Below are 14847 nucleotides of genomic sequence, written 5' to 3'. Positions count from 1 at the left end.
TGGTGTCGTCAAGCTGGGAACAGGTGAGCCCTCTCCCGTCCCGGCGAATAGCGACCCGGTTCCCCGCGGACCAAGCGGATTCCGCCAGGAGCGTGGCGAGGCTGTGCCCATGGCCCCTCACCTCCGGGATGGCGGCGGTCACCGCAGACGCCTCGAGCCGGTGAGGCCGGCTGAGTTCTGTTTCACGACCACCTCCCGCGGGGTGATCCCGCCGCGTGCGGGACCCTCGGTGCAGTGAAGACCGCCCCCAAAGCCCGGCGGCAAGCCGCGTCCCTGCCCGGGGGCCGACCACAGCCGCAGCACGTCGCGCCTGGGCCCGGCCTCGGCGAAGTCCTCGTACGCCGTGCGGCAGTGAAACATCGCGCGGTTGCCCAGCAGCAGGCCGCCGACCTCGAAGCCGACGTCACGCCTGAGCTCCGGGGACACCGCCGGTCCGCCGATGAGGCCGAACAGCTCCCCGTCCGCCGGCTGCGGACGGACAACCCCGGGAAAACGCTGTGCGGACTCCGGGCAAGAGCGGTTGCAGCGGATGCCGAGCTTGCCTCCGTGCCAGGACACGAGCCAAACCGCGTCATACGGTCGTCCGCCAGGGGCCTGCTCCTCCCGGCGATCCAGGAAAGGCCCGCGATACAGCCGCTCGACCAGGTCCGGCCCCCGCGCCGGCACGACACTGCAGACCGCGGCCGAGCTGACGACCGCGGCGCATGCACCTGAGCGGGCTGTTCGCAGGCAGAGCAGCCCGACCAGCCCGACCAGCCCGAGAACATCAGACCCATCGGTGTCGAACAGCAACCCCTCCCCGGTCCGGCAACCCCGCGTCGCGGGGTCAGCCATGCGTCTGCCGGCGCCCCGGGCGTGGCCGAGCACGCGGCCCGCCGCGTTCTGCCACCACGGGGTACCCAGGCGCTGACCCAGCCCCCAGAACCTGGTGCTTGCCGCCGCCCGGCTGCATCGCCCGACGGGAACCCGCGTGATGAGCACCACGCCACGCCCGTCGCCCCATACGCCGGCGACGCGTTCCAGCTCGCCGGCCGGGGCCGGCAGCAGACAATCGCGAGCACTCACCTTCAACAGCGGAACACCTCGCTCGCGCACCACGCGCAGGGCCGCCTCGATCCCGTCGATCCGCGCCGGTGCGAGCCGCAAGGCCCACTCGTCCAAGTCCGCCGGATCCGGGCCGCTCCACACGGCCGGCCCGGCGCAGGGCCGGCGCAGCACGCTGGTCACGGTGGCCTCCCTCGGATTGTGTGTCCGTCCAGTCGCAGTCACGGGCAGCTCCGGTCAGCCCGGGGACCGGAAAACCGTGCAGGCGCCCCTTCCTGCACGGAATTCCGTACTGTCTTCCAGGAGCTGGTAAACGGTCTGATCATTTGCGAGGGTGTTCTCCGTCGGATTTCCCCGGCTGGGATGCCGAATGCCGGGTGGCGGGCTCCGTCGCAGTGGTGCAACGCCAGGTCACGATCCATCGCACCGCTTGACCTGCCGCCTCATGTGACTCACCACATAGGGACACGCCCTGGAGTACGCCCATGAAGCCCCTCGTCCGCAACGCGGCGCTGAACAGCTACGCCGAACTCGGCCGGTCGCTCGGCACCGACCCGAGGGGTCTGATGAAGCAGGTGGGTCTGGACCCCGTCGGCCTCGCGTTCCATGACAGATGGATCTCCGGTGTGGCCGCGACCCGGCTGCTCGAGCTCCCGGCGGCCTCGCACCGCGAGGACTTCGGCTTGCTCCTGGCTGAGCGCCGCCGTCTCTCCAACCTCGGCCCCATCAGCCTGGTCGTACGTGAAGAGCCGGATGCCCGGAGCGCGGTCGAGCTTCGCGTCTGCTACGAGCACATGTACAACGAGATGCTCCACAGCCGGCTCTCCGAGGCAAGCGGCCTGGCCACCCTCAAAGTGGCCCTCGAGCCGGGTGAGGCCATGCCGGCCCGCCAGGCCACAGAGCTGGCTGCGGGCGGTTCTACCAAGTCCTCCGCGGTTTCCTCGGCGCTCGGTGGCAGCCGGTGTCCGTGTGCATCACACACAGCGCACCAGCGGATACACCGACACATCGGCGCGCTTTCGGTCCCACAGCGGAATTCCACCAGGAATGCAACGGGATTGTCTTCCACGCCAGTGACCCCAACGCTCCCAACCCCATGTCGGACCCGCTGCTCCACCCCTACGCGCGGCAGTATTTCGGCTCCATCGCGCTCTCGAGGGATACGACCGTACCGGACCGGGTGCGCGAGCTGATCGAAGTCCTGCTGCCGACCGGGCGCTGTTCGATCGAGCAGGTCGCCCGCAGCCTCGGCGTCGACCGGAGAACCGTCCACCGGCACCTGTCGGCCTCGGGCGAGTCGTTCTCCGCCCCTCCTGAACGCTACGCGCATCCAGCTCGCGGAGCGGCTCGTGGCGAACCGGCGCCGCTCGCTGACAGAGATCTCCGGGCTGCTGGGGTTCTGCGCACCGAGCGGCCATCGCAGCGACGGCCATGGCCACGCTCACCCTGGCCAACAGCCTGCTCGGGGCACGCCCCAGGGCCCGCAACAGCAGGCGTCCTCGCGGACCGCATGGGCCTGCTCGGCGCGCTGCGGGCGGTCCCGCTCGTCGCGGTCGCGGCCGGCGCGGCCTTCATCATCGGCAAACTGCGCTACGAGAAGGATCTGCGCCACCTGGGCCTGCTGCCCGACGTGGCGCTCAGGAACCTGGAGCCGCAGTCATGAACTCCAGCACACCACCGACGGTCGTGATCGTCCCCGGCCCGCGCGACCACGTGCCGGACCACTGGCAAACCATCATCGCCAACAAGCTCAGCGACGCCCGTACCGTACCGCCCTTGCAAAACTGACCGGCTGAACTGCGACGCTCTGGCCGCCGCTCTGGAGGCATCGTGACAGCGGGTTGTCACAGGCGGTTCTGTACTGCCCTCTTTGGTGCGGAGCTCGCCACCCGCGTCGTCAGCCTTGCCAGGCCTGGGTTCGAACTGACCAGAGCCGCGCCAAAGGACGCGGCTGGGAACAGTCGATTCGGTGGTCATCCCATGCTCGAGCCGGGAACGCCTTGGCCTACCTGTGAAGGCGTTCCATTGAGTCTCTTCGCGGTCCTCGACACCGATGCCCTGACTCCCTGGCTCGATGGTCTCATTCCGGCTGGAGCGGGCTTACTCAACTTCTTCTACCTCGATTCCGAATCCGAGCTGTGTGACCCTGCTGCAGTCGAGGTGGCGAGCGGGTCCTTCTGTGATGACCAGGAGTTGGGAGCGGTGATCGCCGCCCGTTCCGGACACGCCGTGGAGACGGATCCCCCCGCCCGCTCCAGCGTATTCACACCGATACCCTGGGCGGCCTCACCCGGATTTGCCTTCCCTGACACTTATGACCCGGCATGGGGAACACTCTGGGCGGAACCGGACGTCTACGACGAGGATATCGAGTGCGTCCGTGACTATGCGAGCATCTCGAACCTCGATCCGGACAACGACTGGGTGTCACGGCCGGGACACATCATCGCGGAGAACCTCGCCTTCGGTTGGCCAATCTTCCCGACAGGAGGCTCTCCGACCCGCCGCAACGGTGAGGACCCGAACCTCTACCATCACTTGCTTCAGCTGTCTGATCAGGACGAGTGGCGTATCGGCGGAGACGGCGGCTGGATGCACTGGTCGATTCCTACCGAAGCCCTCAGGTCCGGTGACTTCAGCCAAGCAATCCCGACACCGGACATCTGGTGATGGTCTGGATCGGCAGTGGCCCCATCGACGGCATGATCGATGCGGTCAGGTGTTGGCTGGTGCCGGTTTCCTTGGCCAGCTGGAGGTGGCGCCTTTCCGGACGAGTCTCCTGGCCATGAGGTGATCGCGGCCACGTGATGAGGGTCTCCTCGTGCTGGACAAGCCGCTCGTAGTCTCGCGCGTGGCGGCGGGCGTGCCTGAGCCACGCAAGCGACCTCTCGACGACCCAACGACGTGACAGCACGATGAAGCCGGAGGCGTCCATGGGACGGCTGACGGGCTTGACGGTGAGGTTGAGGTGCTGTTCCGCCCAGTCCACGAGTTTTCCGGCGTAGGCCGTGTCGGCCCAGACGATGGTGATCTGGGGGTGCAGCAGGCGGAGCCGGAAGAGGACTTCATTGATCGCAGCCGAATCGTGCAGGTCGGCCGGGGTGACCATGATCAGGTGCCTTTTGCGCCTGTGGATCTTTTCCCGGCTGTGAAGTGCCGTTGCAGTGCCACTGAGGGGATGTCGTCACTGAGCCAGCGTCAAGTGTCGGAGATCGGTCGTCTGACCTGCGGTTGAGTGGATGCTTGTGGTGGCGGCTGCTGACATCAGTCGATGGCGTCAAGTGACGATGGTGCTGGACGGGTCGATGGCACTTCCTATGCCGCAGTACTGAGCCCTGAGGCGAAGCGGGTGAGGAGCGCAGCCCCTCAGGTCTGCACCCGCCGGGCGAAACGGCGCAGGGCGAGGTAGCCCAGAGCGGCGGTGCCGGGGGCGAGGGCGGTGCGATAGGCCCAGGTGGGTATGTGGCCGGTGGAGGGCGTGAGGTTGGCGCGTAGGCCCTCGCTCATGTAGACGAGCGGGTTGGCCAGGGTCAGGACCTGGACCCAGCGGATGGGGTGCAGAGCGGTCCACGGGTAGTAGACGCAGCCCAGCATGGTGGCGGCGGCCAGGAGCAGGCCGAGCAGCGGCCCGAAGGCGGAGGCGTCGACCGCGGTTCCGAGCAGCAGCCCGAGGGCGGAAGCGAGCAGCGCGCTGAGGACCAGTGTGGTCAGCAGCAGGGGCCAGTTGTCGATGTGCGCCCGGGGCGCGTTGCCGGGGCGTGGACGAGCCAGACGATCGGGACGACGACGAGGGTCGAGACGAGGCCGAAGATCGCGGATGAGGTGATCTTCTGCAGGCCCAGGGCCCAGACGGGCAGGGGCGCCAGGGCGCGGTCGGTGATCTCGCGGTCGGGGCCGAGTTCGGCGGCCAGCGGCCCGGTGACGGACATGATGCTCTGCAGGGTGAGGGTGCTGGCGATCAGGCCGGGCAGCAGGATCGTGGAGAACGAGGTCGCGCTGCCCAGTCCGCTGCCGATGCTGGGCATGACGTAGGCGAAGGCGAAGGTGAACAGCAGCGGCTGGAGGCCGACCTGGATGAGCAGTGCGGGCAGGTTGCGGCCCAGGACGTGCAGCTCGCGCATGGTCAGCGCAAGGTAGGCGTGCCGGGCGGCCCGGCGGAATGACAGCGGGCTAGGGGTGGCGGCGATGGGGTTCGCGGTGGTCATGGCGTGTAGTCACGTCCGGTCAGGGTGAGGAAGGCGGTCTGCCGGCTGGGTGGTGGCGTCGTGGACGGTGAGCCCGGCCGCGCTGCCGATTCGCAGCAGGTGGCCCAGGACGCCGTCGGAATGCGTGGTGCGGACCCGTACGGTCGGGCCGTCGACGGCCACGTCGTGGGGGCCGCCGGGGATGCTGTGCAGGGCTTCGGCGGCCGGGGTGGCATCGGCGTCGTAGTGGACGGTGATGACTGTCTGCGCTCCGCTGGACGCCTTGATCGCCTCGGGGGTGTCGCAGGCGAGCAGGTGCCCGTGGTCGATGACGGCCAGGCGTTGGCACAGGGCCTCGGCCTCGTCGAGGTAGTGGGTGGTCAGCACCACGGTCTGGCCGGTCTCATGCAGGCTTGCGATGATCTGCCAGAGGTCGTCGCGTGCCTGCGGGTCGACGCCCGCGGTGGGTTCGTCGTGGAAGAGCACCTCCGGCAGGTGCATCAGGGCCCGGCCGATCATGACGCGGTGGGCCTGGCCGCCGGAGAGCTTGTGAGCTTTGGCGTCGGCCTTGTCCGCGAGGCCGAACTGTTCCAGCAGTTCGAGCGCGCGGCGGCGGGCGGCTGGGGCAGGCATCCGAAGTAGCGGCCGCAGAAGGCCAGGTTGTCCGCGACTGCGAGCGCGCGGTCCAGGGTGTTGGCCTGGGAGACCACGCCGATGCGGGACTTCACGCCGACCGGGTCGGCACTCACCTCGCGCCCGGCGACCCACGCCTTTCCGGCGCTGGGCGCGACCAGGGTGGTGAGCATGCCGATGGTGGTGGACTTGCCGGCGCCGTTGGTGCCGAGCAGGCCGAAGAACTCGCCCTGGTGGACTGTCAGGTCCAGGCCGTCCACGGCGACAAGGTCGCCCTGCGCGCGCGGATATATCTTGCGCAGGCCCTCCGTGCGGATGGCCGCCGGGGCGTGGGCCGTGTCGGCGGCCGGGGCGAGGGGCGGTGCAGGGGCGGGGGTTGGTTTCATGTGGGTGCTCCAAGGTGCGGATGAGGTATCCGTCAGCAGGCGTGCCTGGAGTTATGGGGTGGAGGTGTGGCCGGGCAGGCCGGTGCCGCCCAGGCGCGTCAGCAGCGCGGACATCTGGCCGATGTCCTCCTTGCTCCACGGGGGCGCGGCGAAGATCTCGGCGGCGATCTGCTCGGCCGTGGCGAGCATGTCCGTCAGGCGTGCGCGGCCGGTGTCGGTCAGTGCCGCGTAGGCCACCCGGCCGTCACGGGCGTCCGTCTCGCGTGTCACCAGCCCGATCCGCTCCAGTGGCGCCAGCCCCCGGGTCACCCCGGAGGCAGTCAGACCCAGGGCCTCGGCCAGGTCCACCCGGCGCATCCGGCTGCCGGGCGCCTGCCCCAGACGCAGCAGCGTCGTGAAGTCGGCCAGGCTCACCCCGTGCAGCCCTCCCAGGCTCGCGTCGAACCGCTTCACCAGGGCCGTCTGGGCCCTCGCGAGACGCAGCGACGCGTCCAGCGCATCACTCATTGCCACCTCCTTGACTGCTCAAGCATATCAGAAGCTTGCACAGTCAAGGATTTGTTTAGTTGATGGCCGGACGGAGCCCCTGGACAGGAGCTTGAGGTACCAGGGCCTCGCGACCGAGGCGTGGGCCTGAGCGCCGTCTCCCCGCTGCGATGCTCACCGGGACGAGCACTGCCCGGCCAGGATCGCGTGGCGAGGAACGCTCGACGGCTGGGCGAAGACCGTGCAGTTGGAGGATTCAGAGGTTCTTCTGGGCTGCGGCGCGGCGCTGCCGTTTGCTCAGTGGCGCTTGAGAGAGGTCCTCGGCCTGCGACCTGAGGTTCTTGTAGCCGTAGCCGCGCTCGGTCAGCCACGCCTTCGCCGCCTCTTCGGCGCGTTCGGACGCCTCCAGGATGTCCTCCTCTTCCTCTCCGAAATCCAGGAAACGGAAGGTGAAGGCGGATCGCGCTGCCAGGTCGTAACTGAGGTGCCCCTCGGGTGTGAAGGCCGCCCGCAGAACATCGTGTTCTGCGGCGCGGGCCAGGAGTGCGGCACGCTGGTCGGTGCTGAGTCCGTCGAAGACACCGCGGACGGTGATACGGAAGGTGCGAGTACTCATCCCCCGACCCTAACCAGCAAGATCGGCGGACTCCACCGGTGTTTCCTGCAAAAGCGACGGCACTGCGTGACGCCGACGACGGTCCGGCAGGGGCGGTGCGGGATGGTCGTCCGGCGGGGGCGGCGCGGGCCGCCTGCGGGGTGCGGCGCCGCGGCATGCGCTCGGTCCGGTCGCTGAAGTCACTCCTGTCGTGCTGCATGGCGTGTCTCCTTGTGTCCGTCCAGGCCACTGTTCGGCGGTCTTGTGTGAGTCTGTAGATTGATTGGCCTGGTGTGCAGGGCCAATGACGGGGATGAGGCATGGCAGCGAGGAGCGGGGTCCAGCGTCTGGGCGGCAGGCGGCTCGCCGCGCTGGTGACCGGGGTCGCCGGGGAACGGGCCGGCTACCGGGCGCTCGCGCAGGGCGTACGGACCCTGCTGCTCGACGGCCGGATCGCGCTGCACACCCGGCTGCCCGCGGAGCGCGAGTTCGCGGTGGCGCTCGGCATCAGCCGGGCCACCGTGACCGCCGCGTACGACCTGCTCAGGGAGAGCGGTTACGCGGTCAGCCGGCGCGGCGCGGGGACGTGGACGGAGCTGCCGGAGGGCGCGCAGCTGACCAGTGTTCGCCCCCCGCTCGCCGGGGAGGACGTGATCGACCTGGCCATCGCGGCGCCCGGCGCCCTGGCCGACGAACTGTCCGCCGCGTACGCGGCCGCCGCCGACGACCTGGCCCGGCACGCGACGACGCCGGGCTACCACCCTTACGGTCTGCCACAGCTGCGGGCGGCGATCGCCGCGCGGTACACGGGGCGTGGGCTGCCGACGCTGCCCGGGCAGATCCTTGTCACGTCGGGCGCGCAGCAGGCGGTGGCGCTCACGCTCTCCCTGCTGGGGCGGCCCGGCGACCGGATTGCGGTGGAGAACCCGTCGTACGCTAACGCCCTGTCCGTCATAAGGCAGTTGGGACTTCGCACCGTGCCGGTGCCGGTGACGGAGGACGGCTGGGATGCGGAGCTGTTCGGGGTGACGCTGCGGCAGTCGGCGCCCCGGCTCGCGTATCTGATCCCGGACTTCCAGAATCCGACGGGCCGGCTCATGCCGCGTGAGCAGCGGCAGCGGATCATCGCGGACGCGCGGGCGACCGGCACGTGGCTGGTTGTCGACGAGACGATCGCGGACATAGCGCTCGACGCGGCCACGCCCCCGCCGTTCGCGTCGCTGGTGGCGGGGCGCGGCGCCGAGCAGATCGTCACCGTCGGCTCGCTCAGCAAGGGGCACTGGTCGGGTCTGCGGGTGGGCTGGGTGCGGGCGGGCACGCGGCTGATCACGGAGCTGACGGCGCAGCGGGTCACGGCGGACATGTCGGGGTCGGTCCTCGACCAGCTGGTGGCGCTGCGGCTGATCGACCGGGAGCCACAGATCCTGCGGCGGCGGCTGCCGCTCCTGCGCGCGCTGCGCGACCACCTGGCCGCGCAGCTGCGCCGCGAGTTCCCCGACTGGCGCTGGCAGACGCCGCAGGGCGGCATGTGCCTGTGGATCGACCTGGGCCGCCCGATCGCCGGTCCGCTGACGCGGGCCGCGCTGCGGCACGGCGTGCGGATCGAGGGCGGGTCCCGGTTCGGCGCGGACCCCGGCACGTTCGAGCACCGGCTGCGCTGGCCCTACACGCAGCCCGCCGAGGTCGCCGACGAGGCGGTACGCCGGATCGCCGAGGCCCTCGACGCGGGCCTCGACGGCACGGACGAGGAGCCGGGACGGCCGTACTGGGTGGCCTAGGTTCTGTCGTCACAAGTCTTTCCCACATCAGCAGGGCTGCGAGGGTGACGGCTGCTTGGCAGGACTCGGTGGTCGGCGCACCCCGCCTGGCCTTTCTTTCGCAGGACCTGCCACTTCCTGCTCGGCATGCGTACTCGGGGTGCCGGCGCTGGCCGGATCGGACACGGCGCCGGGCGGGTCCGGCAGCATGGCTGACAGGACCTGACCGACAGCGCTGAACGACCGGCACCTAACCACCCTGACCCTCGCCGCCTGCGGGCTCCTCGCATTCGCCGGCACCGTCCTCGCCGCCTCCTGGCCACCTCGGCGTCCTGGCCCGTCCAGGTGCCGCCGCGATCTGGGGCTTCGGCTTCGGCCGTGCCGCCACCCTGCTGCAGACCGCTGTCGCCGACGCTGCGGGCGCGGCCGCCGATCTTGCCCAGTCCCTCCTGGTCGCCTGCGGGAACCTCAGCATCGCCGTCGCCGCATCTGGCTGCGTTCTCCTTCTCGACCACACCGACCCGTACTCGCTGCCCTGACCGTCACGGTCACTGCCCGCCACCGCGGCTTCCCGACCCGCCGATGACCTCGTTCGCGTGACGACCGCAGCGCGGCCAGGTAGCCGACGCCACGGGTACTGCAGCATCACCTGCCCCGGCGATACCGGACGGCATGATGAACGATCAGCCAGGCTGATCCGTCGGAGCGGGGCGCTTCACCCAGGGGTGACAGAGAGGGATCCGGCCTGCTCATGGCGCCGTTTCGTGTCGGCCGGCCGTGTCCGGCGCGAAGCTCGGGGACGGAACCAGGCGCAGTGTCCGGGCCTCACCCCGCAGCAGGCGTGGTCCGGGGACGGTCAGAACGGCGCAGCGCGCTGTGGTCAGGACGTACCGGCGCACCGGGTTGCGGTGGGCCCGCGCCCGGAGACCGTGGGGGCGCGCCGCCCCGACGATCAGCAGGTCCTCGGGGCGGCGCGCGACGGCGCACAGGGCCGGTCCGGGAGCGTCTCTGATGACCAGACATGTGACATGAAGATCCGTCGGGAGCCCGCCGAGGGCCTCGTCGAAGGCGCGGTTCAGCCGCAGCCGGGCCTCGTCCTCCCACATCCTGGCCCATGCACGGTCGGGCTGTTTGGCGTAGAGGGTCTTGCCCTCCGGCGGCTCCCAGGCCGCCACCGCTACGAGTGTCCTGCCATCGCGGCGAGCCTCCAGGACTCCGCGCCGCAGCGCGGCGAGGCTGGCCAGCGAGCCGCTGACTCCGACGACGACACGTCCTGACTCCGTCGTCATGCGGGCCTCCCGCCCCGCTGCGGCGCATGGTGTCGCGCACCTTCCGGATGCCGGCGGCGAAGGTGCCGCCCTGTGGCTGAGAGCAGGCTCCGGATCCACACGCCTACGGGTAGGGGATCCGCGATGCGTTGTTCGTGGCGTCGCTGTATCTCGCGCTCCTCGCGATCGGTCATACCTCCAGCCATGCCAATCTTCCATCCCTCCGGGGATATCTCCCAGGCCAATGCCTATTGGTGCAGAGTCTGTACGCTCATTGGCTCGTAGGGCAGCGCCAATGGGGAGAGATTGGTATGGCAGGCGGGCGAACAGTCCACGCTGTGGACCGAACCCTGGCCGGCCGGCAGCTCGCTGCTGTGATCTCCAGCCCGCCCGGCATCCGGCTCGACTACCGCAAACTGGCCCGGTCGGTGCGCTCCCTGGGGCTGGACGGCCGGATCACCCTGCACATGCGACTGCCGGCAGAGCATGAACTCGCTTCGGCGCTCGGCGTCCGCCGGGCCACCGTGACGGCCGCGTACGACCTGCTGCGGGAGAGCGGCTACGCGCACAGCCGCCGAGGCGCCGGCACCTGGACCGCGCTCCCCGACGGGCGGAGCCCCACCAGCGTCGCCTCAATGATGTCCGGCGAACAGGCCGTCATCGACCTGGCGCTCGCAGCCCTTGCGCCCCCGGAGGACGCGGTCGCTGAAGCGCTCGCCAAAGCCACCGCGCGGGCCGGCACGCCTGGACCGCCACCCCGGGCGGGCGTGCCAGTGAACGAGCCAGGCCGCACCGGCGGGTGCTGCTCAGGAGGACGGGGACACGAGGCCGCTGTCGGCAGCGAAGGTTCATCGCCGGCCCGGCTGGCTCATGTCGGCGGTCTCACGTCCATGAGGTGCTGAACAGCGCGTATTCAAGTAGGTCGGGCGTGGCGTCGGACGGCCAGAACGGCGTTGCCGAGGCCTGGCAGGAGGCCGCCTGCATGAAGGAGAGGTAGACCGCGTAGCGGTGCGGTGACCAGTTCGTGTCCCGCCAGACCCAGCCGGCGATCAAGCCGTCGGGGTCGCGGCCGGTCTCCCGGCCGACTGCCTGGGCCAGGGACCGCATTTGCCGGGCCAGAGCCCTGTCAAGGATGAGCGGCTGGGGGCCAGCTGCCGACCGAACCGACTTACCGGCGAAGTACAGGAACTTGGTGTAGAACGACGGACCGAACTCGGGAACGACGCCCTGGAGTCCCGCGTAGGCAGCTACTGCGCCCTGCTCGCTCAACGTGGTAACCGCTCGACCCAGTGCGGTATCCAGGCCCCCGGCGGTCAGGATCTTGGCCAGGGTGACGGGGCCGCTGCCTCTGCGGGAGCCGCGTTTCCCCTTCCCCCACACATAGGTGGCGACCAGAGCCTCCCGGTAGGCCTCGCGCCGCAGCGCCTCCGCGACGATCGACACCACCTGCGCCCGGCTGACTACGGCATCACCGGCGTGGGACGCTGAAGCCAGCGCCGAGGGCCAAGGGGTGATGTGCGCCCACCGGCTCGGGGTGTAGCGGACCGCGTGCGCGCCCGGCGTCCCGTCCGCGAACTCTGCCCTGTTCCGGTCCCACCAGCGCCCCAACGCCTGCAAGGCTGCATCAGGCAGACGACGCGCGGCCATCTCCCGGTCGACCGCATCCGCCTGGTCCTGTTTGTTCATAGTCGCCCCCTGAAGTCCTGACCGCGGCCAGGGCCTGCGTCCCGCGTTCGTATGCAGCCGGCATCTTCGCCCGGACGCGCCGTACCGGCGAGGTCAGTATGGCGGCCCGCTACCCCTTCCGGGGTCGGAGGCTGATCAGCGGGTGCGAGGGTGAGCTGTTCCAGGATGGCGCGCAGCTTGCTTGGGGCGGATCTCGGGATGGGCCGGTGCGGGGCCGGGCTGGTGCGGGGTGGGTACCGCTGTCAGCCGCGGCGGCCGGACTTCCAGCGGGGTGCCGGCGAGCCGCAGCCGGGAGGGCCAGGGCATGGACGGGAGCCGGTAGACGGCGTCCTGGCACCAGGCTGCTGCCCCGGCGTTGGCCTTGGCGGCGATTTTGCGGGTGAGCCCCTGATGCGGGCGGTAGTGCGCGCGGGGTGTGGAGATGAGCAGACACGTCGGTGACAGCGGAGCAAAGACCTCGACCGTCTCGGGCAGCAGCGGGGGAGTGAGGCAGAAGCTGCCATCCTTTGCGGCGCAAGGCAACTCCACTGTCGGCCAGGACCAGCAACGGCTCCGCCGGGCGCAACACCACCAGTCGACGGCCCGGGACGGTGAGGATGTCGCGGGTGCGCTCGAAAGCGCGGATCATGGTGCGCAGCGCCGCGCGCGGGTCGGCGACCACGGAAGGGCTCCATCCGCTCCGCGTCCGACAGCGGTCGCCCCAGCCGTTCCTCGCAGTAACCCACTGCCTCCGAAGCCCATAAAGCTGGGAAGAGCTGCCGGCCGACCTGCTCGTCGAAGGACCTGAACGCCTGCGTGCGCACCACCTGCCAGGCCAGCGCGTCCAGCGCAAGGGCATGTTGTACCTCGTCCAGCGGCCACCGTCCCTCACGCAAGGCGCGCAGAACCGGCGCACACGGGCCGTCGACGTGGCGGTCCAGGTAGGTCTCCAACGCCACGCGCCGTTCGCCATCTGCGAGGGGGTCGGTGTTGAACTCCCGCGCCACCGCCGCGCGCCGCACGGGAGTGCGATGCTCCGCGCCGCCCCGCCACCGCCCGAGCACGTGCCCGTCCTCGGCGAAGGCCCGCAGCCAGTACTTCGGCACTAGAAGATTCATGAAGATCTTGGGGTTCTGGCCCCGCCGTGTGAGCGGCGGGGCCAGACTCGTTGTTGTGGTGATGGGTGAATGGTCCGGAGAGACGGTCGGGCCGGATGTGTGGGAGACCTGCCGGGAGTTGATTCCGGCGGGGAGTGTGTTCGCGTTCCTGGCCGAGCATCGTGGTGCGCTGTTTCCGGTGGAGATGTTCGCGGACATGTATCCATCGGCGAACGGGCGGCCGAGCATGCCCCCGCAGATCCTGGCCGCTGCGATCACCCTGCAGGCCCTGCACGGGCTATCGGACTTCGAGACGGTCCAGGAACTGCGCTGCGACCTGCGGTGGAAGGCCGCCTGCGGGCTGGGCCTCAACGACATGGCCTTCGACCCGTCGCTCCTGGCCTACTTCCGCCGTCGTCTGGGCCGTTCCACCCGCCCGAACCGGGTCTTTGAGGCCGTGCGTGAAGTCGTGAAGGCCACCGGTGTCCTCAAGGGCAAGCACCGCCGGGCACTGGACTCCACCGTCCTCGATGACGCGGTGGCCACCCAGGACACCGTCACCCAGATCATCTCCGCGATCCGCCGGGTGATCCGCGAGGTCCCCGGAGGCGAGGAGACGGCGGCGCAGTGGTGCCGCGCGCACGACTACACCGACCCGGGCAAGCCGAGGATCGCCTGGGCCGACGAGCAAGCACGCGCCACGCTGATCGACGCGCTGGTCACCGACGCGATCAACCTGCTCGGACACCTGCCCGAGCGGGAACTCGGCGAGAAGGCGGCGAACGCGGTGGGCCTGCTGGCCCTGGTCGCGGGCCAGGACGTGGAGCCGGCCGAAGACTCCGACGGGCGTGACGGACGCTGGCGCATCGCCCGGCGCACAGTCGCGGACCGGACCGTGTCCACCGTCGATGCGGACGCACGCCACATCCACAAAAACCGCACCCGCCACCAGGACGGCTTCAAAGGACATGCGTCCTTCGAGCCGGAGACCGGGCTGTTCACCGCCGTCGCGCTCACCAGCGGCCACGGCTCCGACAACCACGAGGCCGCCGTCGCCACCCGCCTGCTCGCCGACGAGGAACCGGACACGCGGTTAACCGTGCTCGGCGATTCCGCCTACGGCACCGGCGACCTGCGTGCACACCTGCAGGCCGACGGCCATACCCCGGTCATCAAGCCGCCGCCGCTGCGGCAGGCCGTCCCCGGCGGTTTCACCATCGACGACTTCCACATCGACCTGGCGGCCGGCACCGCGACCTGCCCGGCCGGACACACCGCCAACCTCGGACAGGTCAAAGCCGACGGTGCCCGCACCGCTCAGTTCAAGCACCTGTGCACCAACTGTCCCCTGCGCGGGCGCTGCACCAGGTCCAAGACCGGGCGCACCCTCAACGTCCACCCCCAGCGCGAACTGCTGTCCGCGGCCCGCCACCAGGCGGCCACCGACCCCGCCTGGCAGGACGAATACCGCAGATGGCGGCCCCCGGTCGAACGCGCCATCGCCTGGCTGGTCGCCAAGGGAAACCGTCGAGTCCGCTACCGCGGCGTCATCGCCAACAACATCTGGCTCCACCACCGCGCCGCCGCCCTCAACCTCCGCCGGCTGATCAACCTCGGACTCACCCGAACCAGCGGCACCTGGCACCTCACCCCAGCCACCCCATAGCCAAGAGGGGGCCACCCGGCCTCCGGCCGGATGGCCCCCTCTTCAAGATCTTCATGAGCCTTCTAG

General features: G+C 70.1%; 14 protein-coding genes and 3 pseudogenes. 7 read left to right on the top strand and 10 right to left on the bottom strand.

The features are described 5' to 3' along the window. Window positions 1-138 precede the first annotated feature (138 nt). On the bottom strand, window positions 139-1227 hold the full coding sequence (locus tag BBH68_RS31225; protein ID WP_065967092.1) for a TauD/TfdA family dioxygenase: 1089 nt from the start codon (window positions 1225-1227) through the stop codon (window positions 139-141). A 302-nt stretch (window positions 1228-1529) separates the two neighbouring features. On the opposite strand from BBH68_RS31225, the pseudogene BBH68_RS43545 reads away from it, so the two are divergent. The 4 genes and pseudogenes from BBH68_RS43545 to BBH68_RS31215 all read left to right on the top strand — a co-directional run. Then, window positions 1530-2074, top strand: a pseudogene (locus tag BBH68_RS43545) (AraC family transcriptional regulator ligand-binding domain-containing protein); the annotation flags it as partial. Window positions 2075-2140: 66 nt separating this feature from the next. Further along, window positions 2141-2707, top strand: a complete 567-nt coding sequence (locus BBH68_RS43535; protein ID WP_245738405.1) for a hypothetical protein — start codon at window positions 2141-2143, stop codon at window positions 2705-2707. Beyond that, window positions 2704-2832: an alpha/beta hydrolase gene (locus tag BBH68_RS42610; RefSeq protein WP_174589116.1), complete on the top strand. Its 129-nt coding sequence runs from the start codon at window positions 2704-2706 to the stop codon at window positions 2830-2832. The genes BBH68_RS43535 and BBH68_RS42610 overlap by 4 nt, the downstream gene beginning before the upstream one ends. A gap of 192 nt (window positions 2833-3024) precedes the next feature. Next, window positions 3025-3714, top strand: a complete 690-nt coding sequence (locus BBH68_RS31215) for a DUF1963 domain-containing protein (RefSeq protein WP_245738396.1) — start codon at window positions 3025-3027, stop codon at window positions 3712-3714. 63 nt (window positions 3715-3777) lie between these two features. Here the strand turns inward: BBH68_RS31215 and BBH68_RS31210 are convergent. The 6 genes and pseudogenes from BBH68_RS31210 to BBH68_RS31190 all read right to left on the bottom strand — a co-directional run. Further along, window positions 3778-4186, bottom strand: a pseudogene (locus BBH68_RS31210) (transposase); the annotation flags it as partial. A 224-nt stretch (window positions 4187-4410) separates the two neighbouring features. Beyond that, entirely contained in the window at window positions 4411-4707 is a 297-nt protein-coding gene (locus tag BBH68_RS43530) for a hypothetical protein (RefSeq protein ID WP_245738403.1), read from the bottom strand. 44 nt (window positions 4708-4751) lie between these two features. After that, a complete protein-coding gene (locus tag BBH68_RS43525) occupies window positions 4752-5249 on the bottom strand; it encodes a hypothetical protein (protein WP_245738395.1) in 498 nt (165 codons plus the stop codon). Between the two features lie 9 nt (window positions 5250-5258). Further along, window positions 5259-6247: pseudogene (locus BBH68_RS31200) on the bottom strand (ABC transporter ATP-binding protein). Window positions 6248-6298: 51 nt separating this feature from the next. Next, complete coding sequence (locus tag BBH68_RS31195) at window positions 6299-6754, bottom strand: MarR family winged helix-turn-helix transcriptional regulator (RefSeq protein WP_065967089.1); 456 nt, start codon at window positions 6752-6754, stop codon at window positions 6299-6301. A 235-nt stretch (window positions 6755-6989) separates the two neighbouring features. Then, complete coding sequence (locus BBH68_RS31190) at window positions 6990-7349, bottom strand: DUF6204 family protein (RefSeq protein ID WP_065967088.1); 360 nt, start codon at window positions 7347-7349, stop codon at window positions 6990-6992. A gap of 299 nt (window positions 7350-7648) precedes the next feature. On the opposite strand from BBH68_RS31190, the gene yczR reads away from it, so the two are divergent. After that, entirely contained in the window at window positions 7649-9106 is a 1458-nt protein-coding gene (gene yczR, locus BBH68_RS31185) for a MocR-like transcription factor YczR (protein ID WP_065967087.1), read from the top strand. Window positions 9107-9834: 728 nt separating this feature from the next. Here the strand turns inward: yczR and BBH68_RS31180 are convergent. After that, window positions 9835-10374, bottom strand: coding sequence for a universal stress protein (locus BBH68_RS31180; RefSeq protein WP_065967086.1), 540 nt, complete (start codon window positions 10372-10374; stop codon window positions 9835-9837). Between the two features lie 317 nt (window positions 10375-10691). On the opposite strand from BBH68_RS31180, the gene BBH68_RS31175 reads away from it, so the two are divergent. Then, window positions 10692-11255 carry a GntR family transcriptional regulator gene (locus BBH68_RS31175; RefSeq protein ID WP_342673157.1) on the top strand — a complete coding sequence of 188 codons (564 nt, stop codon included), beginning with the start codon at window positions 10692-10694 and terminating at the stop codon, window positions 11253-11255. Here the strand turns inward: BBH68_RS31175 and BBH68_RS31170 are convergent. Both BBH68_RS31170 and BBH68_RS44605 read right to left on the bottom strand, forming a co-directional pair. After that, the gene (locus BBH68_RS31170; RefSeq protein WP_065967084.1) at window positions 11236-12039 is read right to left on the bottom strand and encodes an 8-oxoguanine DNA glycosylase OGG fold protein; all 804 of its coding nucleotides are present in this window, start codon (window positions 12037-12039) and stop codon (window positions 11236-11238) included. The two genes, BBH68_RS31175 and BBH68_RS31170, sit on opposite strands and share 20 nt — an antisense overlap. Before the next feature lie 242 nt (window positions 12040-12281). Then, on the bottom strand, window positions 12282-13136 hold the full coding sequence (locus BBH68_RS44605; protein WP_079151313.1) for a DUF4238 domain-containing protein: 855 nt from the start codon (window positions 13134-13136) through the stop codon (window positions 12282-12284). A 61-nt stretch (window positions 13137-13197) separates the two neighbouring features. Here BBH68_RS44605 and BBH68_RS31165 point away from each other — a divergent pair, with 61 nt between their 5' ends. Continuing rightward, window positions 13198-14781, top strand: coding sequence for an IS1182 family transposase (locus BBH68_RS31165; protein ID WP_065960697.1), 1584 nt, complete (start codon window positions 13198-13200; stop codon window positions 14779-14781). Window positions 14782-14847 lie beyond the last annotated feature (66 nt).

It is taken from the genome of Streptomyces sparsogenes (assembly GCF_001704635.1).
In the GTDB taxonomy this organism is placed as follows: domain Bacteria; phylum Actinomycetota; class Actinomycetes; order Streptomycetales; family Streptomycetaceae; genus Streptomyces; species Streptomyces sparsogenes.
This window is presented reverse-complemented; position numbering and strand designations above follow the sequence as displayed.

What these genes read in the sequence shown, in the direction of transcription:
- BBH68_RS43535 (WP_245738405.1), top strand. Translation starts at nt 2,141, where the DNA reads ATGTCGGACCCGCTGCTCCACCCCTACGCGCGGCAGTATTTCGGCTCC.
- BBH68_RS42610 (WP_174589116.1), top strand. Translation starts at nt 2,704, where the DNA reads ATGAACTCCAGCACACCACCGACGGTCGTGATCGTCCCCGGCCCGCGC.
- BBH68_RS31215 (WP_245738396.1), top strand. Translation starts at nt 3,025, where the DNA reads ATGCTCGAGCCGGGAACGCCTTGGCCTACCTGTGAAGGCGTTCCATTG.
- BBH68_RS43525 (WP_245738395.1), bottom strand. Translation starts at nt 5,249, where the DNA reads ATGACCACCGCGAACCCCATCGCCGCCACCCCTAGCCCGCTGTCATTC.
- BBH68_RS31195 (WP_065967089.1), bottom strand. Translation starts at nt 6,754, where the DNA reads ATGAGTGATGCGCTGGACGCGTCGCTGCGTCTCGCGAGGGCCCAGACG.
- BBH68_RS31190 (WP_065967088.1), bottom strand. Translation starts at nt 7,349, where the DNA reads ATGAGTACTCGCACCTTCCGTATCACCGTCCGCGGTGTCTTCGACGGA.
- yczR (WP_065967087.1), top strand. Translation starts at nt 7,649, where the DNA reads ATGGCAGCGAGGAGCGGGGTCCAGCGTCTGGGCGGCAGGCGGCTCGCC.
- BBH68_RS31180 (WP_065967086.1), bottom strand. Translation starts at nt 10,374, where the DNA reads ATGACGACGGAGTCAGGACGTGTCGTCGTCGGAGTCAGCGGCTCGCTG.
- BBH68_RS31170 (WP_065967084.1), bottom strand. Translation starts at nt 12,039, where the DNA reads ATGAACAAACAGGACCAGGCGGATGCGGTCGACCGGGAGATGGCCGCG.
- BBH68_RS44605 (WP_079151313.1), bottom strand. Translation starts at nt 13,136, where the DNA reads ATGAATCTTCTAGTGCCGAAGTACTGGCTGCGGGCCTTCGCCGAGGAC.
- BBH68_RS31165 (WP_065960697.1), top strand. Translation starts at nt 13,198, where the DNA reads ATGGGTGAATGGTCCGGAGAGACGGTCGGGCCGGATGTGTGGGAGACC.